General features: G+C 70.9%; 24 protein-coding genes and 1 pseudogene. 19 read left to right on the plus strand and 6 right to left on the minus strand.

What is annotated here, in order from left to right:
* Together ACWGDB_RS26310 and ACWGDB_RS26315 are read left to right on the plus strand one after the other, a co-directional pair.
* Positions 1 to 235 (plus strand): annotated as a pseudogene (locus ACWGDB_RS26310) (hypothetical protein); the annotation flags it as partial.
* Positions 225 to 773, plus strand: coding sequence for a TetR/AcrR family transcriptional regulator (locus tag ACWGDB_RS26315; RefSeq protein WP_453824664.1), 549 nt, complete (start codon positions 225 to 227; stop codon positions 771 to 773). The pseudogene ACWGDB_RS26310 and the gene ACWGDB_RS26315, both read left to right, overlap by 11 nt.
* A 121-nt stretch (positions 774 to 894) precedes the next feature.
* Here the strand turns inward: ACWGDB_RS26315 and ACWGDB_RS26320 are convergent, their stop codons facing one another.
* Positions 895 to 1,851, minus strand: coding sequence for a DeoR/GlpR family DNA-binding transcription regulator (locus tag ACWGDB_RS26320; protein ID WP_453824665.1), 957 nt, complete (start codon positions 1,849 to 1,851; stop codon positions 895 to 897).
* 166 nt (positions 1,852 to 2,017) lie between these two features.
* Complete coding sequence (locus ACWGDB_RS26325) at positions 2,018 to 3,466, minus strand: NAD(P)H-quinone dehydrogenase (RefSeq protein ID WP_453824666.1); 1,449 nt, start codon at positions 3,464 to 3,466, stop codon at positions 2,018 to 2,020.
* 96 nt (positions 3,467 to 3,562) lie between these two features.
* Between ACWGDB_RS26325 and ACWGDB_RS26330 the strand changes: the two genes are divergently transcribed.
* The 5 genes from ACWGDB_RS26330 to ACWGDB_RS26350 all read left to right on the plus strand — a co-directional run bounded on the left by ACWGDB_RS26330 (position 3,563) and on the right by ACWGDB_RS26350 (position 8,476).
* Positions 3,563 to 4,000, plus strand: a complete 438-nt coding sequence (locus ACWGDB_RS26330) for a gamma-glutamylcyclotransferase (protein ID WP_328879680.1) — start codon at positions 3,563 to 3,565, stop codon at positions 3,998 to 4,000.
* A 50-nt stretch (positions 4,001 to 4,050) separates the two neighbouring features.
* The gene (locus ACWGDB_RS26335; RefSeq protein ID WP_362385170.1) at positions 4,051 to 4,329 is read left to right on the plus strand and encodes a type II toxin-antitoxin system RelE family toxin; all 279 of its coding nucleotides are present in this window, start codon (positions 4,051 to 4,053) and stop codon (positions 4,327 to 4,329) included.
* Positions 4,330 to 4,438: 109 nt separating this feature from the next.
* Entirely contained in the window at positions 4,439 to 5,263 is an 825-nt protein-coding gene (locus ACWGDB_RS26340) for a purine-nucleoside phosphorylase (protein WP_389455087.1), read from the plus strand.
* Positions 5,264 to 5,469: 206 nt separating this feature from the next.
* The gene (locus tag ACWGDB_RS26345) at positions 5,470 to 7,110 is read left to right on the plus strand and encodes a phospho-sugar mutase (RefSeq protein ID WP_453824667.1); all 1,641 of its coding nucleotides are present in this window, start codon (positions 5,470 to 5,472) and stop codon (positions 7,108 to 7,110) included.
* A 169-nt stretch (positions 7,111 to 7,279) separates the two neighbouring features.
* Positions 7,280 to 8,476, plus strand: coding sequence for a hypothetical protein (locus ACWGDB_RS26350; protein WP_453824668.1), 1,197 nt, complete (start codon positions 7,280 to 7,282; stop codon positions 8,474 to 8,476).
* Between the two features lie 79 nt (positions 8,477 to 8,555).
* Here the strand turns inward: ACWGDB_RS26350 and ACWGDB_RS26355 are convergent, their stop codons facing one another.
* Positions 8,556 to 9,257, minus strand: coding sequence for a PH domain-containing protein (locus ACWGDB_RS26355; protein WP_453824669.1), 702 nt, complete (start codon positions 9,255 to 9,257; stop codon positions 8,556 to 8,558).
* A 233-nt stretch (positions 9,258 to 9,490) separates the two neighbouring features.
* Here ACWGDB_RS26355 and deoC point away from each other — a divergent pair, with 233 nt between their 5' ends.
* From deoC to ACWGDB_RS26380, 5 genes are all read left to right on the plus strand, one after another.
* Entirely contained in the window at positions 9,491 to 10,453 is a 963-nt protein-coding gene (deoC, locus tag ACWGDB_RS26360; RefSeq protein ID WP_453824778.1) for a deoxyribose-phosphate aldolase, read from the plus strand.
* A gap of 5 nt (positions 10,454 to 10,458) precedes the next feature.
* A complete protein-coding gene (locus ACWGDB_RS26365; protein WP_453824670.1) occupies positions 10,459 to 11,895 on the plus strand; it encodes an aldehyde dehydrogenase family protein in 1,437 nt (478 codons plus the stop codon).
* Entirely contained in the window at positions 11,888 to 12,802 is a 915-nt protein-coding gene (locus tag ACWGDB_RS26370; protein WP_453824671.1) for an aldehyde dehydrogenase family protein, read from the plus strand. The genes ACWGDB_RS26365 and ACWGDB_RS26370 overlap by 8 nt, the downstream gene beginning before the upstream one ends.
* Positions 12,803 to 12,994: 192 nt before the next feature.
* Positions 12,995 to 13,639: a uridine kinase family protein gene (locus tag ACWGDB_RS26375; protein WP_453824672.1), complete on the plus strand. Its 645-nt coding sequence runs from the start codon at positions 12,995 to 12,997 to the stop codon at positions 13,637 to 13,639.
* Positions 13,640 to 13,700: 61 nt separating this feature from the next.
* A complete protein-coding gene (locus ACWGDB_RS26380) occupies positions 13,701 to 14,051 on the plus strand; it encodes a DUF6281 family protein (RefSeq protein WP_453824673.1) in 351 nt (116 codons plus the stop codon).
* A gap of 195 nt (positions 14,052 to 14,246) precedes the next feature.
* Here ACWGDB_RS26380 and ACWGDB_RS26385 read toward each other — a convergent pair whose 3' ends face one another.
* Positions 14,247 to 14,993: a SigE family RNA polymerase sigma factor gene (locus ACWGDB_RS26385; protein ID WP_369273049.1), complete on the minus strand. Its 747-nt coding sequence runs from the start codon at positions 14,991 to 14,993 to the stop codon at positions 14,247 to 14,249.
* A gap of 267 nt (positions 14,994 to 15,260) precedes the next feature.
* Here ACWGDB_RS26385 and afsQ1 point away from each other — a divergent pair, with 267 nt between their 5' ends.
* The 5 genes from afsQ1 (at position 15,261) to ACWGDB_RS26410 (ending at position 19,439) form a co-directional block, all read left to right on the plus strand.
* On the plus strand, positions 15,261 to 15,938 hold the full coding sequence (gene afsQ1, locus ACWGDB_RS26390) for a two-component system response regulator AfsQ1 (protein WP_190072356.1): 678 nt from the start codon (positions 15,261 to 15,263) through the stop codon (positions 15,936 to 15,938).
* The gene (locus tag ACWGDB_RS26395; RefSeq protein ID WP_453824674.1) at positions 15,935 to 17,521 is read left to right on the plus strand and encodes an ATP-binding protein; all 1,587 of its coding nucleotides are present in this window, start codon (positions 15,935 to 15,937) and stop codon (positions 17,519 to 17,521) included. The genes afsQ1 and ACWGDB_RS26395 overlap by 4 nt, the downstream gene beginning before the upstream one ends.
* Complete coding sequence (locus ACWGDB_RS26400) at positions 17,521 to 18,207, plus strand: hypothetical protein (RefSeq protein ID WP_453824675.1); 687 nt, start codon at positions 17,521 to 17,523, stop codon at positions 18,205 to 18,207. The genes ACWGDB_RS26395 and ACWGDB_RS26400 overlap by 1 nt, the downstream gene beginning before the upstream one ends.
* Positions 18,208 to 18,569: 362 nt before the next feature.
* Entirely contained in the window at positions 18,570 to 19,121 is a 552-nt protein-coding gene (locus ACWGDB_RS26405; RefSeq protein WP_453824676.1) for a VanZ family protein, read from the plus strand.
* A gap of 108 nt (positions 19,122 to 19,229) precedes the next feature.
* Positions 19,230 to 19,439: a PspC domain-containing protein gene (locus tag ACWGDB_RS26410; RefSeq protein WP_453824677.1), complete on the plus strand. Its 210-nt coding sequence runs from the start codon at positions 19,230 to 19,232 to the stop codon at positions 19,437 to 19,439.
* Between the two features lie 101 nt (positions 19,440 to 19,540).
* Here ACWGDB_RS26410 and ACWGDB_RS26415 read toward each other — a convergent pair whose 3' ends face one another.
* Positions 19,541 to 20,815 (minus strand): MFS transporter, encoded by a 1,275-nt coding sequence (locus tag ACWGDB_RS26415; RefSeq protein WP_453824678.1) that lies wholly within the window; start codon positions 20,813 to 20,815, stop codon positions 19,541 to 19,543.
* A gap of 63 nt (positions 20,816 to 20,878) precedes the next feature.
* Between ACWGDB_RS26415 and ACWGDB_RS26420 the strand changes: the two genes are divergently transcribed.
* Positions 20,879 to 21,832 carry a LysR substrate-binding domain-containing protein gene (locus ACWGDB_RS26420; RefSeq protein WP_453824679.1) on the plus strand — a complete coding sequence of 318 codons (954 nt, stop codon included), beginning with the start codon at positions 20,879 to 20,881 and terminating at the stop codon, positions 21,830 to 21,832.
* An 85-nt stretch (positions 21,833 to 21,917) separates the two neighbouring features.
* Here the strand turns inward: ACWGDB_RS26420 and ACWGDB_RS26425 are convergent, their stop codons facing one another.
* The gene (locus tag ACWGDB_RS26425; RefSeq protein WP_453824680.1) at positions 21,918 to 22,679 is read right to left on the minus strand and encodes an alpha/beta hydrolase; all 762 of its coding nucleotides are present in this window, start codon (positions 22,677 to 22,679) and stop codon (positions 21,918 to 21,920) included.
* Between the two features lie 173 nt (positions 22,680 to 22,852).
* Here ACWGDB_RS26425 and ACWGDB_RS26430 point away from each other — a divergent pair, with 173 nt between their 5' ends.
* A complete protein-coding gene (locus tag ACWGDB_RS26430) occupies positions 22,853 to 24,016 on the plus strand; it encodes an adenosine deaminase (protein ID WP_453824681.1) in 1,164 nt (387 codons plus the stop codon).
* The last annotated feature ends 37 nt before the right edge of the window (positions 24,017 to 24,053 follow it).

Genomic DNA, 24,053 nt, shown 5'->3' on the forward strand with positions numbered 1-24,053 from the left:
GTCCGGCGCCAAGGTCATCGAACTCGCCGGCCTCGACAACCTGGAACTCACCAAGCAGCGCACCCAGGGCTTCGACGACGCGCGTTGCAGTCGGGCGCGATGGCATCCTGGAGGCACGCCAAGGGCGCGTGAGAGGGCAGGTGAGAGTCATGGTGGGCGCGACCTCGCGCGCGAGTGCGGGGAACTCAGGCGCGGCGGCGACGCCGACGGCCCAGCCGCGTGTCATGCGCGCTGATGCCCGCCGCAACCATGAGCGCCTGCTGGCCGAGGCCCGGTCCGCCTTCGCCGCCCACGGCACGGACGCGTCCCTGGAGGACGTGGCCCGCCGCGCGGGCGTCGGGATCGGGACGCTGTACCGCCACTTCCCCAACCGCGACGCCCTGTTGAGTGCGGTCTTCGAGGACGCCGTCGGCGACCTGCTGACCCGCTCCCGCGAACTCCTGCACGCTCCGGAGCCCTGCGCGGCCCTGGTGACGTGGCTGCGCGAGATGGTCACCCATGCGGGCGAGTACCGCGGCCTGGCCAGGTCCCTGATGTCCGTCTCGTACGACAACACCTCGGCCCTGGCCCAGTGCAGCGGCCCGATCAGGGATGCGGGCGGCGCGCTGCTGGCACGGGCTCAGGAGTCGGGTGCCGTGAGGCCGGACGTCTCGATCAGCGACCTGCTCCAGCTGACCCACGCGATCGCGCTGGCGGCGGAGGAGACGCCGGGAGACCCGGACCTGGCGGACAGATTGCTGCACTTGACGCTGCGCGGCCTGAAAGGCACCTGAGGGCAGCCGACCCAAGGGGCGCGGGGCTGTGTCGATGTGCGGCTCCGCCGCGTGGGCGCGACCAGCCACACACAACCGGCACTCGCGCAACTACACCAACCCCTACGGCGAATAGGCGAACCTAACGCCGCCGCAGATCCGCAACCCGGGCCCGCTCACGTTCCCGCTCCGCCCCCTGCTCCCCCAGCACCGCAGCGGCCGACCGCAACCCCGCGGCACCGCCCGGCACCTGACCCCGCCGCGGCCCCGGCAGGGCACGCCGCCGCGCCGGGACCTCGTCACCCCCCGGGCTCCCGGTCGCCCCGGCCACGGCGATCTGCACCCCCTGATCGGCCAGGGCCTGGAGCTCGGTGTGGGCACGGTCGTCATGGGACGGCGGCTCGTCGGTGACCAGCCGGGTGATGACATCCGTGGGCACCGTCTGGAACATCGTGTCCGTACCGAGCTTGGTGTGGTCGGCGAGGACGACGACTTCCGCGGCCGCCTGGACGAGGGCCCGGTCGACGGAGGCCGAGAGCATGTTGGACGTGGACAGACCGCGCTCGGCGGTCAGGCCGCTCCCGGAGAGGAAGGCCCGCGACACCCGCAGCCCCTGCAGGGACTGCTCGGCACCGCTGCCCACCAGCGCGTAGTTCGACCCGCGGAGCGTCCCGCCGGTCATCACGACCTCGACCCGGTTGGCATGGGCCAACGCCTGCGCCACCAGCAGGGAGTTGGTGACGACGGTCAGTCCGGGCACCCGGGCGAGCCGGCGGGCCAGCTCCTGTGTGGTGGTCCCCGCCCCGACGACGATTGCCTCGCCCTCTTCCACGAAATTCGCGGCGAGGTCGGCGATGGCCGTCTTCTCGGCGGTCGCGAGATGTGACTTCTGCGGAAAGCCGGACTCCCGCGTGAACCCGCCCGGCAATACCGCACCGCCGTGCCGGCGGTCGAGGAGTCCTTCTGCCTCCAGTGCGCGCACGTCCCGCCGTACGGTCACTTCGGAGGTCTGGACGACGCGGGCGAGCTCACGGAGCGACACGGCCCCGTTCGCTCGCACCATTTCGAGGATCAATTGGCGACGTTCTGCAGCGAACACGAAACTGACAGTAACCCCAACGACCGTCTGGTTTCAGCAGTTTGCGCCGAATAACAGAAGTTGTTCGCACGCAAGGGCAAGGAGTGGTATAGGACCTAGTCCCGCCGCCTATGCCGTACGCATGCTCGACAACTCCCTGTGACCAGCAGGGAGTCACTTCCGGCCGTCAGAGTTCGCCGCCGGACTTCCGCGTGTGGAGCTGCCGTGCCACCTCGGCGATCGAGCCCGAAAGGGAGGGGTACACGGTGAAGGCGTTCGCGATCTGTTCGACCGTCAGATTGTTGTCGACCGCGATCGAGATCGGATGGATCAGTTCCGAGGCGCGTGGCGACACGACCACACCGCCGACCACGATGCCCGTGCCCGGCCGGCAGAAGATCTTGACGAAGCCGTCCCGGATGCCCTGCATCTTCGCGCGCGGGTTGCGCAGGAGGGGGAGCTTGACGACCCGGGCGTCGATCTTGCCCCCGTCGACGTCCGCCTGGGTGTAGCCGACGGTGGCGATCTCGGGGTCGGTGAAGACGTTGGAGGAGACCGTCTTCAGGTTCAGCGGGGCCACCGCGTCGCCGAGGAAGTGGTACATGGCGATACGTCCCTGCATCGCCGCGACCGACGCGAGGGCGAAGACTCCGGTGACGTCACCGGCCGCGTACACGCCGGGGGCCGTCGTCCTGGACACCTTGTCGGTCCAGATGTGCCCGGACTCGCGCAGCTTGACGCCGGCCTCCTCCAGGCCCATGCCCTCGGAGTTCGGGATGGCACCGACGGCCATGAGGCAGTGGCTGCCGCTGATGACGCGGCCGTCGGCGAGGGTGACCTCGACCCGGTCGCCGACCCGCTTGGCGGCTGCGGCACGCGAGCGCGCCATGACGTTCATGCCGCGGCGCCGGAAGACGTCCTCCAGGACGGCGGCGGCGTCCGGGTCCTCACCCGGCAGCACGCGGTCCCGGGACGACACGAGGGTGACCCGCGATCCGAGCGCCTGGTAGGCGCCGGCGAACTCGGCGCCGGTGACACCGGAACCGACCACGATGAGTTCCTCGGGCAGCTCGCCGAGGTCGTAGACCTGGGTCCAGTTCAGGATGCGCTCGCCGTCGGGCTGGGCGTCGGGCAGCTCGCGCGGGTGACCGCCGGTGGCGATGAGGACGGCGTCCGCGGTGAGGGTCTCCTCGGTGCCGTCGGCGGCACGGACGACGACCTTGCGCGAGCCGTCGAGGCCCTGCATGCCCTCCAGCCGGCCGCGGCCGCGCAGGACCCGGGCGCCGGCGCGCGTGACGGAGGCGGTGATGTCGTGGGACTGCGCGAGCGCGAGCCGCTTGACACGCCGGTTGACCTTGCCCAGGTCCACGCCGACGACGCGCGCGGGCGTGTCGATGTGCGGGGTGTCGTCGGCGACGATGATTCCCAGCTCCTCGTACGAGGAATCGAAGGTGGTCATCACCTCGGCCGTGGCGATAAGGGTCTTCGACGGCACGCAGTCGGTGAGCACCGACGCCCCGCCCAGACCGTCGCAGTCGACGACGGTCACCTCCGCGCCGAGCTGGGCGGCCACCAGGGCCGCCTCGTATCCGCCGGGTCCGCCACCGATGATCACGATCCGAGTCACGTACTCCATTGTCCCGCACGCATCACCGTGGTACTGCCTGGGGGCCCGCCCGAGACACCACCGTTACGGGAGGGGCACACGATTCACCTGCCGTACCCTCTCCCCATGTCGCTCTACGCCGCGTACGCCGGCAATCTCGACGCGCGGCTGATGACGCGCCGCGCCCCGCACTCGCCGCTGCGCGCCACCGGCTGGCTGAACGGGTGGCGACTGACGTTCGGGGGCGAGCAGCTCGGCTGGGACGGCGCGCTGGCCACACTCGTCGAGGAACCCGGCGAACAGGTCTTCGTCGCGCTGTACGACGTCGCCCCGATGGACGAGGACTCCCTGGACCGCTGGGAGGGCGTCGGGCTCGGCATATACCGCCGGCTGCGGGTGCGCGTGCACACGCTGGAGGGCGAGGAGTCGGCGTGGGTGTACGTGCTGAACGCGTACGAGGGCGGGCTGCCGTCGGCGCGGTACCTCGGCGAGGTCGCGGACGCGGCTGAGTCGGCCGGCGCGCCACACGATTACGTGATGGAGCTGCGGAAGCGCCCGTGCTGACGCAGGGCGGCTTCTAAACTGGGGGAATCGGCCCATCATCGGGAGAACTCATGGCCCCCACCACGTATGACGTCTACTACACGGTGCAGGCCGCCGAGGCCCGTGACCGGCTCGACGACAGGCAGCGCAACGCGTTCGACAAAGGCATCGCGCTGCTGGCCCGCGACCCGTTCCTCTCGGTGTCACGGCCCATAAGCTCCACGGGCGACGACCGTACGATCCGGCTCACACAGAACGTCCTCGTGGAGTACACGGTCAGTCGCGGCCGCCTGTTGATCTTCATCGTCGAGGTCTTCAACGACAAGGACGTCCTCATTCCCGAGGAGTGAGCGTGCCGCTTCCGGGCGCGCTCTTCGTTGGAAACGACAAGACAACGATCGCCATCCCGTGAGCTCTGTCATCTACGCGCGTAGGCCCAAACCGGCTACCCTCAGTCGCGTGAACGCATCTCTTCTTCCGGACGACATCCAGGGCGACCCGCACGCCGCCGCCGACGCCGCCGCCGCACGCCTGCGCGAACTCACGGGCGCCGAGACCCACGACGTCGCCCTCGTGATGGGCTCCGGCTGGGCTCCGGCCGTGGACGCCCTCGGCGAACCCGAGGCCGAGTTCCAGGTCACCGAGCTGCCGGGATTCCCCCCGCCGGCGGTGGAAGGGCACGGCGGCAAGATCCGCTCGTACCGGATCGGCAACAAGCGTGCGCTGGTCTTCCTGGGCCGCACCCACTACTACGAGGGCCGTGGGGTGGCCGCCGTCTCGCACGGGGTGCGCACCGCGGTGGCCGCCGGCTGCAAGACGATCGTGCTCACCAACGGCTGTGGCGGTCTGCGTGAGGGCATGCGTCCCGGGCAGCCGGTCCTGATCAGCGACCACATCAACCTCACGGCGACGTCCCCGATCATCGGCGCGAACTTCGTCGACCTCACGGACCTGTACTCGCCGCGGCTGCGGGCCCTGTGCAAGGAGATCGACCCGTCGCTGGAGGAGGGCGTCTACGCCCAGTTCCCCGGGCCGCACTACGAGACGCCGGCGGAGATCCGGATGGCCCGGGTCATCGGGGCGGACCTGGTGGGTATGTCGACGGTGCTGGAAGCGATCGCAGCGCGTGAGGCGGGGGCCGAGGTGCTGGGGATCTCGCTGGTGACGAACCTCGCCGCGGGGATGACGGGTGAGCCGCTGAACCACGAGGAGGTTCTGCAGGCCGGGCGGGACTCGGCCACGCAGATGGGGTCGCTGCTGGCGCAGGTGCTGGGGCGTCTGTAAGGCGGTTTTCTTCGCCCCCGCCGCCCCTGCCCGTCCCGTCCGCGGTCTTCAGCCCGTCCGGCGTTTGAGGACGAGGCCGTTCAGGCCGACAGCGGGGGTCTGGGGGCGGCAGCCCCAGGTACGGGGCGGGTAGGGGCGGCCGGGGCGAAGCCCATCCCCACCACCCTCAGCTCCCTCCCCACCACCAGAACGAGAGGTTGACCGACGTGCACGACGATCTCATCGCCCGGGCCCAGGCGTGGCTCGCCGAGGATCCGGACCCGGAGACCCGCGACGAGCTCGCCAAGCTCATCGAGGCCGCGGACGTCGAGGAACTCGCCGCCCGCTTCAGCGGCACCCTCCAGTTCGGCACAGCGGGCCTGCGAGGCGAACTCGGCGCCGGCCCGATGCGCATGAACCGCACGGTCGTCATCCGCGCCGCGGCCGGCCTCGCCGCGTACCTCAAGAAGCAGGGCCATGAGAACGGCCTCGTCGTCATCGGCTACGACGCCCGCCACAAGTCGGAGGACTTCGCCCGGGACACGGCCGCCGTGATGACGGGCGCGGGCCTGCGCGCCGCCGTCCTGCCCCGCCCGCTCCCCACGCCGGTCCTCGCGTACGCGATAAGGCACCTCGGGGCGGTCGCCGGAGTCGAGGTCACCGCGAGCCACAACCCGCCGCGCGACAACGGCTACAAGGTCTATCTCGGCGACGGCTCCCAGATCGTCCCGCCCGCGGACATCGACATCGCGCAGGAGATCGCCGCGGTGCCGTCCCTCACCGTCGTCCCCCGCCCCACCCAGGGTTGGGAGACCCTGGACGACAGCGTCCTGGACGCCTACCTCGCCCGCACGGACGCGGTCCTGTCCCCCGACTCCCCGCGCATCGCCCGCACCGTCTACACGGCGATGCACGGTGTCGGCAAGGACGTCCTCCTCGCCGCCTTCGAGCGCGCCGGCTTCCCCGCCCCCGCCCTCGTCGCCGAGCAGGCCGAGCCCGACCCGGACTTCCCCACCGTCGCCTTCCCCAACCCGGAAGAGCCCGGCGCGATGGACCTGGCCTTCGAGAAGGCCCGCGAGACGGCCCCCGACCTCGTCATCGCCAACGACCCGGACGCCGACCGCTGCGCCGTGGCCGTGCCGGACGGGGAGAGCGGGGACGAGTGGCGGATGCTCCGCGGCGATGAGGTGGGCGCGCTGCTCGCCGCCCACCTGGTCAGCCGGGGAGCACGCGGGACCTTCGCGGAGTCCATCGTCTCCTCCTCCCTCCTCGGCCGTATCGCCGAGAAGGCGGGGCTGCCGTACGAGGAGACCCTCACCGGCTTCAAGTGGATCGCCCGCGTCGACGGTCTGCGCTACGGCTACGAGGAGGCCCTCGGCTACTGCGTCGACCCCGAGGGCGTACGCGACAAGGACGGCATCACCGCCGCGCTGCTGATCACCGAGCTCGCGTCCGTCCTGAAGGCCGAGGGCCGCACGCTCCTCGACCTCCTCGACGACCTCGCCGTGACCCACGGCCTGCACGCCACCGACCAGCTCTCGGTGCGCGTCCAGGACCTGTCGGTCATCGCCGATGCCATGCGGCAGCTGCGCGAGCAGCCGCCGACCGAGCTCGCCGGGCTGGCCATCACCCGCGCCGAGGACCTCACCCAGGGCACGGACACCCTCCCTCCCACCGACGGTCTGCGCTACACGCTCGAGGGCGCCCGCGTCATCGTCCGTCCCAGCGGGACCGAGCCCAAGCTGAAGTGCTACCTGGAGGTCGTCGTCCCGGTCGCGGCCCACGCCGACCTCCCGGCCGCCCGCGCCGAGGCTGCCGAGCTGCTCGCGACGATCAAGCGGGATCTGTCGGCGGCGGCCGGCATCTGAACCGTACGGGTACGCGAAGTTCTGGTCGTTCGCGAAGGGGTGCCCCCATTCGGAGGCACCCCTTCGGGCGATTTCCTGGTGGTGGTTGACCCGGGCTCCACGCCCGGCCCCGGCGCACCGGCAACGGTGGACGGGCAAGCGCGTCACCGAGTTGCCTGGAGCCGCCGCCGTGTCCACGACCGTCCGGCCGACCCCCCGAGCGACCACGGCCCGCGACGGCGAAGCCCGGTCCGGCTCCCCGTTCCCACGCAGGCGCCCCGCACCCCTGCACGCCCTGCGGTACGCGGCCCCCGCCCTCCTCGCCTACCTCGCCGTACGCGGCACGGGCCTGCTGCTGCTCACCGTCTGGGCGCACCGGCAGCGGCACGGTGTCTGGCCGATCCTGGCGACGCAGTGGGACGCCGACTGGTACCTCGGGATCGCCGACCACGGCTACGCGCACGAGCTCGGCACCGCGTACAGCGCCAACAACCTGGCCTTCTTTCCGCTCTACCCGGTGCTGGTGAAAGCGGTCGCGGCGGTCACGCCGGGCTCCCCCGCCAGTACCGGTCTAGCCCTCGCCGTCGTCGCCTCCCTCGTCGCCGCGTGGGGCGTGTTCGCGGTCGGGGACCGGCTGCACGGGCGCCGGGTCGGCGTCCTCCTCACCGTCCTGTGGGCCGCGCTGCCGGTCGGGCTGGTGCAGTGGATGGGCTACACGGAGTCCCTGTTCACGGCGCTCGCGGCCTGGTCGCTGTACGCCGTGCTCACCGGCCGCCTCCTCACCGCGGCCGCTCTCGCCGCGGCGGCAGGCCTGACCCGTCCGACCGGCATCGCCGTGGCGGCCGCGGTCACGGTGGCGGCCCTGCTCGCGCTGCGCCGCCGCTTCCGTCCGCGTACCCTCGCGGCCGCCGCGATCGCGCCGCTCGGCTGGTGCGGATACGTGGGCTGGGTGGGCCTGCGGGTGGGCCGCTGGGACGGGTACTTCGCCGTGCAGCGGCTGTGGCGCAACGAGCTGGACGGTGGCCGCGAGACCCTGCGTGTGATGCGGCAGCTGCTGGTGTACGACCGGATGCCCGAGCTGTTCCTGGTGGTCGTGACGCTCACGCTGATCGCGTCGGTGGTGCTGTTCGGGCTGTCGGTGTGGGACCGGCAGCCGGTGCCGCTGCTGGTCTTCACGGCCGTACTGCTGGCGATCGTGCTGGGCAGCGGCGGCGTCTACTTCCCCCGCGCCCGCTTCCTCCTGCCCGCCTTCCCCCTGCTGCTCCCCCTCGCCCTGCATCTGTCCCGCGCCTCCCGCCGCCACCGCATGCTGGTCCTCGCGGCGGCAGTCGTCGGCTCGGCCTACTGCGGTGCGTACATGGCACTCGTGTATCCGGGCGCCCCCTGAGCCCCGACGCGGGGCGGTTCACGGCGGGTCGGGCACCCCTGCCACTGCTCGGATCAGGCCACCGCTCGGAGCAGGCCCGTCAGGCCGTCGCCAGCAGGATCACCAACAGAACAGCCCCGGCGAGGACCGGCCCCGCCACCTCGTAGGCCCACCGTACGGTGACCTCACCCTGCGAGGACTCCAGCTTTTCCCGCTGCTCCAGCAGTTCGCGCAGGTCGTCCATGACCTTGTCGGTCTCGGCACGCGCCGGGCCGTCCATGTCGACATCCCCTCGGGGCGCCCCGAACCCGAGCCCGCCGAACCCCATCCCTCCGCCGGCGCGGCCGCTCCGCTCACCCCGCGAGGCAGCGCTCCGCTCCGCCGCAGCCCGGGCCGAACGCCGTGCCGCCTTCTTGCGGGCCCGCAGCGAGACCGGCACCGCCCAGAGCTGGAACTTGGCGCCGGACTTGTCGACGACCTCGTTCGAGTAGCTGGACCGCAGTGCGGCGACCTGTCCCCACGGCAGCACGATCACGCGCAGCGGGTTGCGGATACGCAGCCGGTCCTCGTTGGCGTGGACGGCGGGCCTCAGCGTGAACGCGGACACCAGCGGCACGATCAGGATCAGCGCCGCGAGCGCCACCCACTGGGTGCGGCCCTCGCCCCGGACCAGTGCGTCGATGCCCAGCCAGAGGGCGATTCCGAGCAGCGCGGCGCCGCCGATCATGCCCATGGGCGAGCGGTAGACGCGGTCCTTCGACACGGGGGCCGGGGTGGGGGGCTGGGGTTCCGGGGTCGTCATGAGGCCGATTCTGCCGTATGCCCGCCGGCGGCTTGGCGGGGTGCCTCATCGCCGTGGGGGATGGGGTTCGTGGGCGGGTGCGGGTTGTCGGTCGCTGGTCGCGCAGTTCCCCGCGCCCCTCAGGTCGGCCGGCTGCCCGGCGTTGTGGAGATCCGTTCCACCGCTGCAGGAACAGATCCCTTTCCCTCGGGGTGTACAGCCGCTACGCGCGTAGATATGCTCGTCTGGTGACCATGCCCACCAATGCATCCACCGCAGCGCACACCCTCACGGACGTCACCGCGTCCGACGCGACGCTGCGCCGCTTCCTTCACGGGCTGCCCGGCGTCGACGCGGTCGGCCTGGAGGCGCGCGCCGCGTCCCTCGGTACCCGTTCCATCAAGACGACCGCCAAGGCGTACGCCATCGACCTCGCCATCTCGATGGTCGACCTGACGACGCTGGAAGGCGCGGACACCCCGGGCAAGGTCCGGGCGCTCGGCGCCAAGGCGGTCCACCCCGACCCGAGTGACCGGACGACCCCGGCGACCGCGGCCGTCTGCGTCTATCCCGACATGGTGGCCACCGCCAAGGAGGCCGTCGCCGGCTCCTCGGTCAAGGTCGCCTCGGTCGCCACCGCCTTCCCGGCCGGCCGCGCCGCCCTCGGCGTGAAGCTGGCGGACGTCCGGGACGCCGTAGCCGCCGGTGCGGACGAGATCGACATGGTCATCGACCGCGGGGCGTTCCTCGCGGGGAACTACATGAAGGTGTACGACGAGATCGTCGCCGTGAAGGAGGCCTGCGGAACATCCGCCCGCCTCAAGGTCATCTTCGAGACCGGCGAGCTGTCGACGTACGACAACATCCGGCGCGCGAGCTGGCTCGGCATGCTGGCGGGCGCCGACTTCATCAAGACGTCCACCGGCAAGGTCGCCGTCAACGCCACCCCCGCGAACACCCTGCTTATGCTGGAAGCGGTGCGCGACTTTCGCGCCCAGACCGGCATCCAGGTGGGTGTGAAGCCGGCCGGCGGGATCAGGACGACCAAGGACGCCGTCAAGTTCCTCGTCCTGGTCAACGAGACCGCCGGCGAGGACTGGCTGGACAACCACTGGTTCCGCTTCGGCGCCTCCTCGCTCCTGAACGATCTGCTGATGCAGCGTCAGAAGCTGGCCACCGGCCGCTACTCCGGCCCCGACTACGTGACGGTGGACTGATCACCATGGCATCGGTATTCGAATACGCACCGGCCCCCGAGTCCCGCTCGATCGTCGACATCGCGCCGTCGTACGGCCTGTTCATCGACGGCGAGTTCGTGGAGGCGGCGGACGGCAAGGTCTTCAAGACCGTCTCCCCGTCCTCCGAGGAGGTCCTCGCCGAGATCGCCCAGGCCGGCGAGGCGGACGTGGACCGCGCCGTGAAGGCCGCCCGCAAGGCCTTCGTGAAGTGGTCGTCGCTGCCCGGCTCCGAGCGCGCGAAGTACCTGTTCCGTATCGCCCGGATCATCCAGGAGCGCAGCCGTGAGCTGGCCGTGCTGGAGACGCTGGACAACGGCAAGCCGATCAAGGAGACCCGCGACGCCGACCTTCCCCTGGTCGCCGCGCACTTCTTCTACTACGCGGGCTGGGCCGACAAGCTGGAGCACGCCGGTTACGGCGCGAGCCCGCGGCCCCTCGGTGTGGCCGGCCAGGTCATCCCCTGGAACTTCCCGCTGCTGATGCTGGCGTGGAAGATCGCTCCGGCGCTGGCGACCGGCAACACGGTCGTGCTGAAGCCGGCCGAGACCACCCCGCTCTCCGCCCTGTTCTTCGCGGACATCTGCCGCCAGGCGGGCCTGCCCAAGGGCGTCGTCAACATCCTTCCCGGCTACGGCGACAGCGGCGCCGCGCTCGTCGCGCACCCGGACGTCAACAAGGTCGCCTTCACGGGATCGACGGCGGTCGGCAAGGAGATCGCGCGGACCGTCGCCGGTACCCGCAAGAAGGTCACCCTGGAGCTGGGCGGCAAGGGCGCCAACATCGTCTTCGACGACGCCCCGATCGACCAGGCGGTGGAGGGGATCGTCAACGGCATCTTCTTCAACCAGGGGCAGGTCTGCTGCGCCGGCAGCCGTCTGCTGGTCCAGGAGTCGATCCAGGAAGAGCTGCTGGAGTCGCTGAAGCGTCGCCTCTCCACGCTCCGCCTCGGCGACCCCCTCGACAAGAACACCGACATCGGCGCGATCAACTCCGAGGAGCAGCTGACCCGCATCACCTCGCTCGTCGAGCAGGGCGAGGCGGAGGGCGCCGAGCGCTGGTCACCGGCCTGCGAACTCCCCGAGAGCGGCTACTGGTTCGCGCCCACGCTCTTCACGAACGTCACCCAGGCGCACCGGATCGCCCGCGACGAGATCTTCGGCCCGGTCCTGTCGGTCCTCACCTTCCGCACGCCGGACGAGGCCGTCGCCAAGGCCAACAACAGCGCGTACGGCCTGTCGGCGGGCATCTGGACGGAGAAGGGGTCGCGGATTCTCGCCGTCGCGAACAAGCTCCGCGCGGGCGTCATCTGGTCCAACACGTTCAACAAGTTCGACCCGACCTCGCCGTTCGGCGGCTACAAGGAGTCGGGCTTCGGCCGCGAGGGCGGCCGCCACGGCCTGGAGGCGTACCTCGATGTCTGAGAAGAACGACAAGACCGAGCGCGCCGAGCGACTCTCCGTCTTCAAGACCTACAAGCTGTACGTCGGCGGGAAGTTCCCGCGTTCCGAGAGCGGCCGGGTGTACGAGGTGACGGACTCCAAGGACAACTGGCTGGCGAACGTCCCGCTGTCGTCCCGCAAGGACGCCCGTGACGCCGTGGTCGCCGCGCGCAAGGCGTTCGGCGGCTGGTCCGGCGCGACGGCGTACAACCGCGGCCAGATCCTCTACCGCATCGCGGAGATGCTGGAGGGCCGCCGCGAGCAGTACGTCCGTGAAGTCGCCGACGCCGAGGGCCTGTCGAAGTCGAAGGCGGCGGCTCAGGTCGACGCGGCGATCGACCGGTGGGTCTGGTACGCGGGCTGGACGGACAAGATCGCCCAGGTGGTCGGCGGCGGAAACCCGGTCGCGGGCCCGTTCTTCAACATCTCCTCCCCCGAGCCGACCGGCGTGGTGGCCGTCCTGGCCCCGCAGGAGTCCTCCTTCCTGGGCCTCGTCTCGGTGCTGGCCCCGGTGATCGCGACGGGCAACACGGCGATCGTGGTGGCGTCCGAGAAGTCCCCGCTCCCCGCCCTCTCCCTGGGTGAGGTGCTGGCCACGTCCGACCTGCCGGGCGGCGTCGTCAACGTGCTGTCGGGCCGTACGGCGGAGATCGCGACGCCGCTGGCCGCGCACCAGGACGTCAACGCGATCGACCTGGCCGGCGCCGACGACGTGTTGGCGAAGGAACTGGAGATCGCCGCGGCCGACAACCTCAAGCGCGTCCTGCGTCCACAGCCTGTGGACGACTGGGCCGCCGCCCCCGGCATCGATCGCATGACCGCGTTCCTGGAGACCAAGACGGTCTGGCACCCGACCGGTTCGCTGGGCGCGTCCGGCTCGTCGTACTGATCACCGGCGCGACGGCCGCCGAGACCGGAGAGCCGCGCCTCCCCTCCGTCCGGGGGAGGCGCGGCTCTCTGCCGTGCTGCCGCTGCGAAGAGTTGTCAGGTGAACGTGAGAGGGCTGTGAGGTGTGACGCGCGCTTCAATTGCGGTACTCCGGGTCGTACACGGGCCCTGCGATGCCTCACACTGGTGTCCCGTGAGTTCCCATCCGCCCATACCGACGCGAGTCGTGCTGCTCTGCGGCCCTTCCGGCTCCGGCAAGTCCCTTCTCGCCGCCCACTCCGGTCTTCCGGTGCTGCGCCTCGACGACTTCTACAAAGAGGCTGACGACCCGACCCTGCCGCAGGTCCCCGGGAGCTCCGACATCGACTGGGACCACCCCGACTCGTGGGACGCCGACACGGCCGTCGCGGCGATCGCGGAACTGTGCCGCACGGGCCGTACGAACGTGCCCCTCTACGACATCTCCCTCAGCGTCCGCACCGGCGAGGAGACCGTCGACATCGGCCGCACCCCCCTCTTCATCGCGGAGGGCATCTTCGCGGCCGAGATCGTCACCCGCTGCCGGGAGCTCGGCCTCCTCGCGGACGCGTTGTGCCTGAGCCGCGGCCCCGTGAAGACGTTCCGCCGCCGCTTCGTCCGCGACCTGCGAGAGGGCCGCAAGTCGGTCCCGTTCCTGCTGCGCCGCGGCTGGCGCCTGATGCGCCTGGAACGCTCGATCGTCGCCCACCAGACGTCCCTGGGCGCCCACGCCTGCGACCGCGACGAGGCCCTCGGCCGGCTCACCGCAGCCGCGGCGGGCCGCTGCCCGGCGGCCGCTCCGGCGACGCCCGCCACCTGAACGAAAGCGGCGCCCTCTCCGTCGTAGGACCGGAAAAAGGTCCCCGCGGAGAGGAATCCCGATGTTCGCCGCCCTCCAGCCCGGCCGTCGCCTGCTCATGGCTGCCCTGCTCGTCACCGCGGCCGTGGGCTGCACGGAGGCGGGCGGTGCGGGCGGTGCGGCCGAGGCGTCCTGCGCGTACGTGGTGACGTACGCGAACCGCTCCTACCTGAACGTCGCGAACACCGACTTCACCGTCGGTAAGAAGCTGGGCACCGCCACGATCCCGGCGTGCGACGACACCCCGAACGATCCCCCGGACGCCATCGGCGAGCAGCGGATCACCGCATACGCGGTCGAGGGGACGCATCCGGCCGTCGCCATCGCCGTCGGTGACACTCCCGCCGGAGCGATCCTCATGAAGGCACGCTGAGCGCACACGAAAACGGGACTGGACGGACCCCCCGGCCCTCCAGCCCCGCTCTCGTCGTGCTCCCCCGAATCCCCCGTGGGAGCACTCCCCCGTGTTTCCCCCGTTGGTCCCCCGTGGGTCCCCCGACCCCCGTGGGTCCCCCCACTACCTACCGTTCCCCCGTTGCATTCCCCCCGGTACGGTCCCCCCGGACCTTCAGGCGACAAGCTCCCCGAAGGCGTCTTCCTCGTCACGGCCGAAGCTGAGGACCTCGTCCTCGCGCAGCCGGCGGAGCGACCGCCAGATGCTGGACTTCACCGTGCCGACACTGATGTCGAGGATGTCCGCGATCTCCGGGTCGGTGCGGCCCTCGTAGTAACGAAGGACCAGCATCGTGCGCTGGAGTTCGGGCAGCCGGGCGAGCGCCTGCCACAGGACCGCGCGCAGTTCGGTGCCGCGCATCGCGTCCGTGTCGCCGGGCGTCTCCGGCAGCTCCTCGGTCGGGTACTCGTTCAGCTTGCGGCGGCGCCACGCGCTGATGTGCAGGTTGGTCATCGTCCGCCGCAGATAACCCCCGACGGCGGCCTTGTCGCTGATCCGGTCCCACGCCTTGTAGGTCGAGAACAGCGCGCTCTGGAGCAGGTCCTCGGCCTCGAAGCGGTCACCGGTCAGGTGGTAGGCGGTTGCGTACAGGGAGGCGCGGCGCTCCTGGACGTAGGCGGTGAACTCCGCCTCCGACAGCGAGCGACGACGCTCCCCCGAGTCCTCCCTGTACGCGGCTCCCCCGTGCGTTTCCCCCGTGAAACCGTCAACCACCGTCATGAACGCGGTGTGCTGACGCCCGGTGCCGCGAGCGCACCCCCGCCCGCTCACGGCACCGGACTTCTCGGAACCCCGGCCCCCGTTCACGTCGTGCAGACGCGTGATCACTGCGCTGGTGCTGGTGCCGTGCAGCGTGTTCATCTCGCGCCCCCCGTCGTGGACTTCCGGTGTTCTGCTTGGTGCTGCTTGCTGTGTTGCGTCCTGCTGCCCTGCCTGTGCCGAAAAGCTTGCCGGGGCACCTTCATGGACGTGTCCGCCGACTGTCACAGACGTGTCACAGGGGCCTGTGTCCGAGCCCGTTCCCAGCACCGGCACAGCGCGAGCACAGGCAACAGCGCTACGCGCACGTATCCCTACTGCTCGTACAGGAGTCGAAAGACCGCCCCCGCATGGGCCAGAATGACCCCCGTGCCTTCCCTGTTGCTGATCGAGGACGACGACGCCATCCGTACGGCCCTGGAGCTCTCACTGACTCGCCAGGGACACCGTGTGGCCACCGCTGCCACCGGCGAGGACGGTCTGAAACTGCTGCGTGAGCAGCGGCCGGACCTGATCGTGCTGGACGTGATGCTGCCCGGTATCGACGGCTTCGAGGTGTGCCGACGCATCCGGCGCACCGACCAGCTGCCGATCATCCTGCTGACCGCGCGCAACGACGACATCGACATCGTGGTCGGACTGGAGTCCGGCGCGGACGACTACATCGTCAAACCCGTGCAGGGGCGGGTCCTGGACGCCCGCATCCGTGCCGTGCTGCGGCGCGGGGAGCGGGAGTCGAACGACGCCGCGACCTACGGCAGCCTCGTCATCGACCGCGCGGCCATGACCGTCACCAAGAACGGCGAGGACCTCCAGCTCACCCCGACCGAGCTGCGCCTGCTGCTCGAACTGAGCCGCCGGCCGGGCCAGGCCCTGTCCCGCCAGCAGCTGCTGCGCCTGGTCTGGGAGCACGACTACCTGGGCGACTCCCGCCTCGTGGACGCCTGCGTCCAGCGCCTGCGCGCCAAGGTCGAGGACGTCCCGTCGTCCCCCACGCTCATCCGTACCGTCCGCGGAGTCGGCTACCGCCTGGACGCGCCTCAGTGACAGACGTACAGGGGGGATTCCGCGGCTGGGTCGCGGCTCGCAAGGGAGTGTGGTCGAGGCTGCGTTTCACCAGCCTGCGCCTGCGCCTGGTCGTCGTCTTCGGCCTCGTGGCGCTCACGGCCGCCGTCTCCGCGTCCGGGATCGCCTACTGGCTCAACCGCGAGGCGGTGCTCACCCGCACCCAGGACGCGGTGCTGCGCGACTTCGAGCAGGAGATGCAGAACCGCGCGGGCCTGCTGCCCGAGGAGCCGACGCAGGACGAACTGCAGCACACCGCCGGGCAGATGGCCAACAGCAGTCAGCGCTTCAGCGTGCTGCTCGTCGCCCAGGGCGCCGACGGCAAGCCCGCGTACGGCAACTCCGGCGGCCTGGACGGCTTCACGCTCGCGGACGTGCCCCAGTCGCTGCGCACGGCGGTGAACGAGAAGCAGCAGGTCGACTCCTCCAACAAGGCCGAGTACCACCTGTACTGGCAGCGGACCGTCGCCGACGACACCCCCTACCTGGTCGCCGGCACGAAGGTGATCGGCGGCGGCCCGACCGGCTACATGCTCAAGTCCCTGGAGCCGGAGGCCAAGGACCTCAACTCCCTCGCCTGGTCGCTGGGCATCGCCACCGGCCTCGCGCTGATCGGCTCCGCGCTGCTCGCGCAGGCCGCCGCCACGACCGTACTGAAGCCGGTCCAACGCCTCGGCGTCGCCGCCCGCCGGCTCGGCGAGGGCAAGCTGGACACCCGCCTGCGCGTCTCCGGCACGGACGAACTGGCCGATCTCTCCCGGACGTTCAACAAGGCCGCCGAGGCGCTGGAGAAACGGGTCGCCGACATGGCCGGCCGGGACGAGGCGTCCCGCCGCTTCGTGGCCGACATGTCCCACGAACTCCGCACCCCCCTCACCGCGATCACCGCCGTGACGGAGGTGCTGGAGGAGGAGCTGGAGATGGAGACCGGCTCCATGGACCCGATGATCGAACCGGCCGTACGCCTGGTCGTCAGCGAGACCCGCCGCCTGAACGACCTCGTCGAGAACCTCATGGAGGTCACCCGCTTCGACGCGGGCACGGCCCGCCTGGTCCTCGACCAGGTCGACCTCGCCGACCAGATCACGGCCTGCATCGACGCCCGCGCCTGGCTGGACGCGGTCGACCTGGACGCCGAGCGCGGCATCATGGCCCGCCTGGACCCGCGCCGCCTGGACGTCATCCTGGCCAACCTCATCGGCAACGCGCTCAAGCACGGCGGCTCGCCGGTCCGGGTCGCGGTCCAGGAGGCGGACGACTCGATCCTGATCGCCGTACGGGACCACGGCCCCGGCATCCCCGAGGACGTCCTCCCGCACGTCTTCGACCGCTTCTACAAGGCCAGCGCCTCCCGCCCCCGCTCCGAGGGCAGCGGCCTCGGCCTCTCCATCGCCCTGGAGAACGCCCACATCCACGGCGGCGAGATCACCGCCGCCAACTCCCCCGACGGCGGCGCGGTGTTCACCCTGCGCCTCCCCCGGGACGCATCGAAACTGGCGGAGCAGACGGACGCCGACGAGACCGACGGCAAGGGCTCCGACGGGCCGGAGAAGGGGGACGCCTGATGAAGGTACGCGGCCAGGCGGGCACCGGAGGCAAGGCAGACGTAGGCGTACCCGGGCTGCCGGCCGCCTCAGGCCGGCACGCGCGCGTAGGCAGCCTCCTGGCCCTCTCCGCAGCGACGGCCGCGCTGCTGACCGGGTGCGGCATCCGTTCCACGGAGGTACCCACCAACTTCGGCCCCGCTCCCTCACGGGTGCACTGCTCACTCTCCGAGCCGAACGTGTCGACGCAGGCCACGCGCGGGCTTCCGGTGCAGGTCTTCCTGCTGTGCGGGTCACAGCTGGTGGCCGTGGACCGAACCGTGCGGGTGACGGACGGTACGGCGGACTCGGCGCGGCGCGTACTGGTGGCGCAGGGGCTGCTCGACGAGTTGGAGGCAACGCCGTCGGCCGCCGAGAAGGAGGCCGGCTACACCACCGACGTACGCGGCGCCATGGCCGTGAGCGGCCCGCACCCCGGCGACCCCGACGAGACCCTGCGCCTGAGCACACCGCCCAACGACCTCACCTCGTACGCCCTCGCCCAGATCGTCTGCACGTTCTCGGACTCGACGGCGGCCGAGGGCGACGGCTCGGTGATCCTGGGCGGCCCGGGCACCGAGCCCCTGCGCCGCTACGAGTGCACGGACGAGGTCCGCACCCGCCCCGGCAGCAACGAGCCCCCGTCAACGGAGATCACAGACAGCTGACGGCGAAAGCCCCGCGGCGCAGTACCCGCGTACGGCGCGAAGGGGACGTGCCGGGGGGGGTGTCCGCCCGCAGTGGCCGGCGTCAAGAAACGAAAACCACCCTGCCCAACCCCAACCCCAACCCCAACCGCCGGTCCGAGGACGGACACCCCCCGGCACGTCCCCGACCCACAACCCACCGTCAGGCGCTACGCGAACCCCCACCCACCAGCCACAGGCCGCCGCAGGCATCCCGGCCCAACCGCCGGAGGCAGCCGCAGGCATAGGCGCGTACCCGCCGCGGGAGGCCCGTGTGGCGGACGCCTCACCGCCGTAAGCCCTCTCCCGGAACCGATCCTGCCGGGGGGCGCGTCTAGGGGGGCGTGCAGCGTCAAGGCTCCATCGGCGGCAGCGCCGCGATCCGCATCCGTGCGACGGGGGGTGTTCTCCTGGTCGCGCACCTCGCGTTCGTCGCCTGGCTCACGCTGCGCCCCCTGGACGTCCCCTGGGTGATGCCGCCCAACCTGCGGCCGTTCGCCGGGATCAGAGCCGATCTGGCGCTGGGCTGGCAGGAAGGCGCCCGGCACATCGCCGAGGGACTCGCCCTCCTCGCACCGCTGGGCGTGCTGATCCCGATGGCACACGGCAGGATCAACGCCTCCCCGTTGGGCTCGCTGGTCCGGGCGGTCGGCGCCGGCGCCCTGATCTCGCTGGGCATCGAGCTGTTGCAGACCGGCGTACCCGGCCAGATCGTCGACGTCGACTCCCTGCTGCTGAACACCGTGGGCGTGGCCCTGGCGCACGCGGCGGTCGTACCCGCGGCCCGCGCCTGGGTCCGCCGCAGGTCCGAGCGCACAGACCGGGCAACCGTCCCCCAGGAGGAGCCCTCTCAGGGTCGGACCCCGACGATTCCCAGGGTCGGGATAGCTCCATAGAGTGACGCTTTGCCCGGTTCGTCGCCGTAGCGTGGATGTCAGATGAGGGAAGCCCTCGGGAGGCACCACAAGGAGGCCTCCGACCGACGCTCGCGAAGGAGCCGCACCATGACCGCGCTCGCCCGACCCACCAACGGCCGCATGATCGGCGGAGTGTGCGCCGCGCTGGCACGGCGCTTCGGCACCTCCGCGACGACGATGCGCGTGATCTTCCTGGTCTCCTGCCTGCTCCCCGGCCCGCAGTTCCTGCTCTACATAGCCCTCTGGATCCTGCTCCCCTCGGACGACAAGGCGACCAAGACGCGCGAGGCCTGGTAACCACAGAAACAGGTGCGCCCCGCCGATGTCCGGCGGGGCGCACCTGCTTGCTGCCACAGCGGGCGGAACTCACGAGTGACGACCTACTGCCCGCTCCCGCCTCAGGCCGCCGTGGCCAGTCGCCGCTGTTCCAGCCGTGCCGCGCGTGTTCCGAACACCGTGATCGTCACGACGCCGAGCACCGCCAGCAGGCCGACTCCGACCGTGCCGGCCCAGCCGCCCGCGTGGAAGGCCACCGCGCCTACCGTGCTGCCCGCGCTGGAGCCGATGTAGTAGGCGGACTGGTAGAGCGCCGAGGCCTGGGCGCGGCCGTGGGTGGCCGTCTTGCTGACCGCCGAGGAGGCGGCCGCGTGGCCCGCGAAGAAGCCGCCCGTGATGAGCACCAGGCCGAGGAGGACCAGCGGGAGCGAGCCCGCCAGGGACAGCAGCAGGCCCGCCGCCGTCGTGGCGCCGGCCGCGTACAGCGCGCCTCGGCGGCCCAGGCGGCTCACCAGCCGTCCCGCCGTGGACGCGGACACCGTGCCGACCAGGTACACGAGGAAGATCGAGCCGATGATGCCCTGGGGCAGCGAGAAAGGCGCCTCCGTGAGGCGGTAGCCGACAACGGTGTACACGCCGCCGAAGACGGTCATGAACAGGGCGCCGATCGCGTACAGACGGCACAGCAGCGGGTTGGCGAGGTGATCGCGGACCGCGCGGGCGAGGACGCGGGGACGCAGCGAGCCCGGCTTGAAGTGGCGCGGCGCCGGGAGCAGCAGCCGGAAGGCCACCGCGCACGCCACCGCGAGCACGCCGATCACGCCGACCGCGATCCGCCAGCCCCATTCCTGCGCGACCCAGCCGGTGATCACACGGCCGCTCATCCCGCCGACGCTGTTGCCCGCGACGAACAGTCCGATGGCCGTGACCAGGGCCTTCGGCCGGACCTCCTCGGCCAGATACGCGGTCGCCGACGCGGGCAGACCGGCCAGCGCCGCGCCCTGGACCGCCCGCAGCACGACCAGGGACGTCAGGTTCGGCGCGAAGGGGACCAGCAGCCCGACCGCCACCGCGACCGCCAGCGACGCCGTCATGACCGTACGTCGTCCGAACCGCTCCGACAGCGCGCTCATGGGCAGCACGAACAGCGCCAGACCGCCCGTCGCCGCCGCCACCGTCCAGCTCGCCTCGCTCGCCGCCACCCCGAACTCTCCGGAGATCAGCGGCAGCAGGGCCTGTGTGGAGTAGAGGAGCGCGAAGGTCGCGACACCGGCGAGGAAGAGGGCGAAGCTCATCCGGCGGTAGCCGGGGCCGCCCGGGGCCATTCGGGAGTCGACGACAGGGACTGCGGGTGCGGCGCCCACGATGGTGGACGCCCCGGTACTGGCGGGAGACATGCCTCGAAGCTACGTACGCCCCCACTCATCCGTCCAATGCATGGATTCGCCATAATCGTTCCCATGGAGCATCAGTACAGTTCACAGCCTCGACTGTCACCATCCAGTGACACAGAAGACATGACGATGTTGCTCGCCCCCCGCCTCGCCTACTTCGCCGGCGTGGCCCGCACCGAGCACGTCACACGGGCCGCCCAGGAGATGCAGGTCCCGCAGTCCACGCTCTCGCGTGCCATGGTCCGCCTGGAACAGGACCTGGGGGTCGACCTGTTCGCCCGCCACGGCCGTACGGTCTCCCTCACCCCCGCCGGCCGCACCTTCCTCGCCTCGGCCGAACGTGCCCTCGCCGAGATCCGGCGCGCCGCCGACGAGGTCCGCGCGGACGCCGACCCGGCCACCGGCAAGGTCGCGTTCGGCTTCCTGCACACCATGGGCGCCGAAACGGTCCCCGGCCTCATCCACGCCTTCCGCGCCGACCATCCCCGCGTCCGCTTCAGCCTGGTCCAGAACTACGGCGAGGCCATGCTCGAAAGACTCCGGGCCGGCGAGCTCGACCTCTGCCTCACCTCCCCCGTCCCGGACGCCCCCGACCTGGTCGCCCGCCGCCTGGACGAACAAAAACTCCGCCTGGTCGTCCCCGCCGACCACCGCCTGGCCGGCCGCAAGCGCATCCGCCTGGCGGAGGCGGCCGACGAGATCTTCGTAACCCTGGAACCGGGCTACGGCCTGCGCCGCATCACCGACGACCTGTGCAAGGAGGCGGGCTTCAGACCCCGCGTCGCCTTCGAGGGCGAGGAGGCGGAGACGCTGAGGGGTCTGGTGGCGGCGGGCCTCGGAGTCGCACTGCTGCCACCGCCGGCCGTGCCTCGCCCAGGGGTCATGGAACTGACGGTCACATCGCCGCGCGCAGCTCGCGAGATCGGCGTCGCCTGGATGGCCGACCGCCCGGACACGCCCCCGGTGGCAGCCTTCAAGAGGTTCCTCCTGTCGAGAAGGGGCAACTTGTTGCCCACGTGAAGGGCAACGCCCCAAGGGGCGCGGGGAACTGCGCGACAAGCCACGACGATGCCGCATCCGCCAACGAGCCGACGCCCCAACGGCGCTAGCGCCGCAACGACTTCCCGAACCCGGCAGCCAACGGCATCCGCAACCCCAGGGGAGGCGGAGCCGCGAACGCATCGGCGACAGGCCGCGAGAACGACCTCCCGAACAGCACCCCCATGACAAAGTCCTCGGCCAACGCGAGGACTTCATCCCGATGCTGCTGCAACCCGTGCCGATCGGAGTGCACTTCGAACCGGCACACATCCCGGTTCGCCTTCTTCGCCCGCTCCGCCAGCCGGAACGACAGCTCGGGATCGGTTCGCTCGTCGTTGGTGCCGTGCACGAACATCACCCGCCGTCCCCCGAGCTGCTTCACCGGTTCGGGTGACGCCGCCACGTCCTCCTCCGGCAGCCAAGGAGCTATGGCCAGCACGGAGTTGACGGCCTCGTGGCCACCCGCCCGCACCGCCGCCCGCGCGCCCATGTCGATCCCGGCGAGGCACACGGGGACGTCGCCGTAGCGCCGTACGACCTCGTCGGCGGCCCACAACGCGTCGCTCACGAGGTTCGCGTCACTGCCGTTCCACCCGCGAAAGCGGTAGCGGACGACATGCGCGGCCAGACCCTCCTCACGACCCGCCCGCGCCAGCCGACGCCCGAGGGTGCGCACGTAGGAGGTCGCCAACAACGTCGACGGCTTGCGATGTGAGACCTCGTCACCTCCGGGAAGCAGGAGCACCACTCCGCTCACGGCCGTCAGCTCCGGCCCGATCGCCTTGCCCAGCCGGACCCTGCGCACCGGCGTCACTTGCTGTGCCATGACAGAACAGTGTCAGAAGCGCGGGTGTACGCCACCCGTCCTTGGGGTCACCGTTACGTATCGACGGATTCGTACACCCGACGGATTCGTACACCAGGGGAGAAATACGCGACGGCGGCGGGGAAATCAGCGATGGAGGAGCCATCTACGCGCGTAGGCGTTAGAGTGCGAAAATGACGAGCGAGACTGCCCCGAAGGCGAACACCCCGAGCTCGGACCAGATCCGCCGGGCGCCGAAGGTTCTGCTGCACGACCACCTCGACGGCGGGCTCCGTCCCGGCACGATCGTCGAGCTCGCCCGCGAGACGGGCTACCCCCAGCTCCCCGAGACCGACCCCGACAAGCTCGGGGTGTGGTTCCACGAGGCCGCCGACTCCGGCTCCCTGGAGCGGTACCTGGAGACCTTCTCCCACACCGTCGCGGTGATGCAGACCCGCGACGCCCTTGTCCGGGTCGCGCGCGAGTGCGCGGAGGACCTCGCCGAGGACGGGGTCGTCTACGCCGAGGTGCGGTACGCGCCCGAACAGCACCTCGAGGGCGGACTCAGCCTCGAAGAGGTCGTCGAGGCCGTGAACGACGGCTTCCGGGAGGGCGAGCGGATCGCCCGGGAGAACGGCCACCGCATCCGCGTGGGCGCGCTGCTCACCGCCATGCGGCACGCCGCCCGCGCGCTGGAGATCGCGGAACTGGCCAACCGCTACCGCGATCTGGGCGTCGTCGGCTTCGACATCGCGGGCGCCGAGGCCGGCCACCCGCCCACCCGGCATCTCGACGCCTTCGAGTACCTCAAGCGCGAGAACAACCACTTCACCATCCACGCGGGCGAGGCCTTCGGCCTGCCGTCCATCTGGCAGGCCCTGCAGTGGTGCGGCGCCGACCGGCTGGGGCACGGGGTGCGCATCATCGACGACATCCAGGTGCAGTCCGACGGCTCCGTGAAGCTCGGCCGGCTCGCCTCGTACGTCCGGGACAAGCGCATCCCGCTGGAGCTGTGCCCCAGCTCCAACCTCCAGACGGGCGCGGCCGACTCCTACGCCGCGCACCCCATCGGTCTGCTGCGGCGCCTGCACTTCCGCGCCACTGTGAACACCGACAACCGCCTGATGTCCCACACCAGCATGAGCCGCGAATTCGAGCATCTTGTCGAGGCATTCGGTTACACGCTCGATGACATGCAGTGGTTCTCCGTCAATGCGATGAAATCATCGTTCATTCCTTTCGATGAACGACTCGCGATGATCAATGACGTGATCAAGCCCGGATATGCCGAACTCAAGTCCGAATGGCTGTTCCGTCAGACCAGCTCTACCAGCGGTTCTGAGGACGAGGAGGACTGACCGGCAGTTCTCCACGCACACGGAATGCGGACGCCAT

This window comes from Streptomyces sp. NPDC055013 (assembly GCF_053608645.1).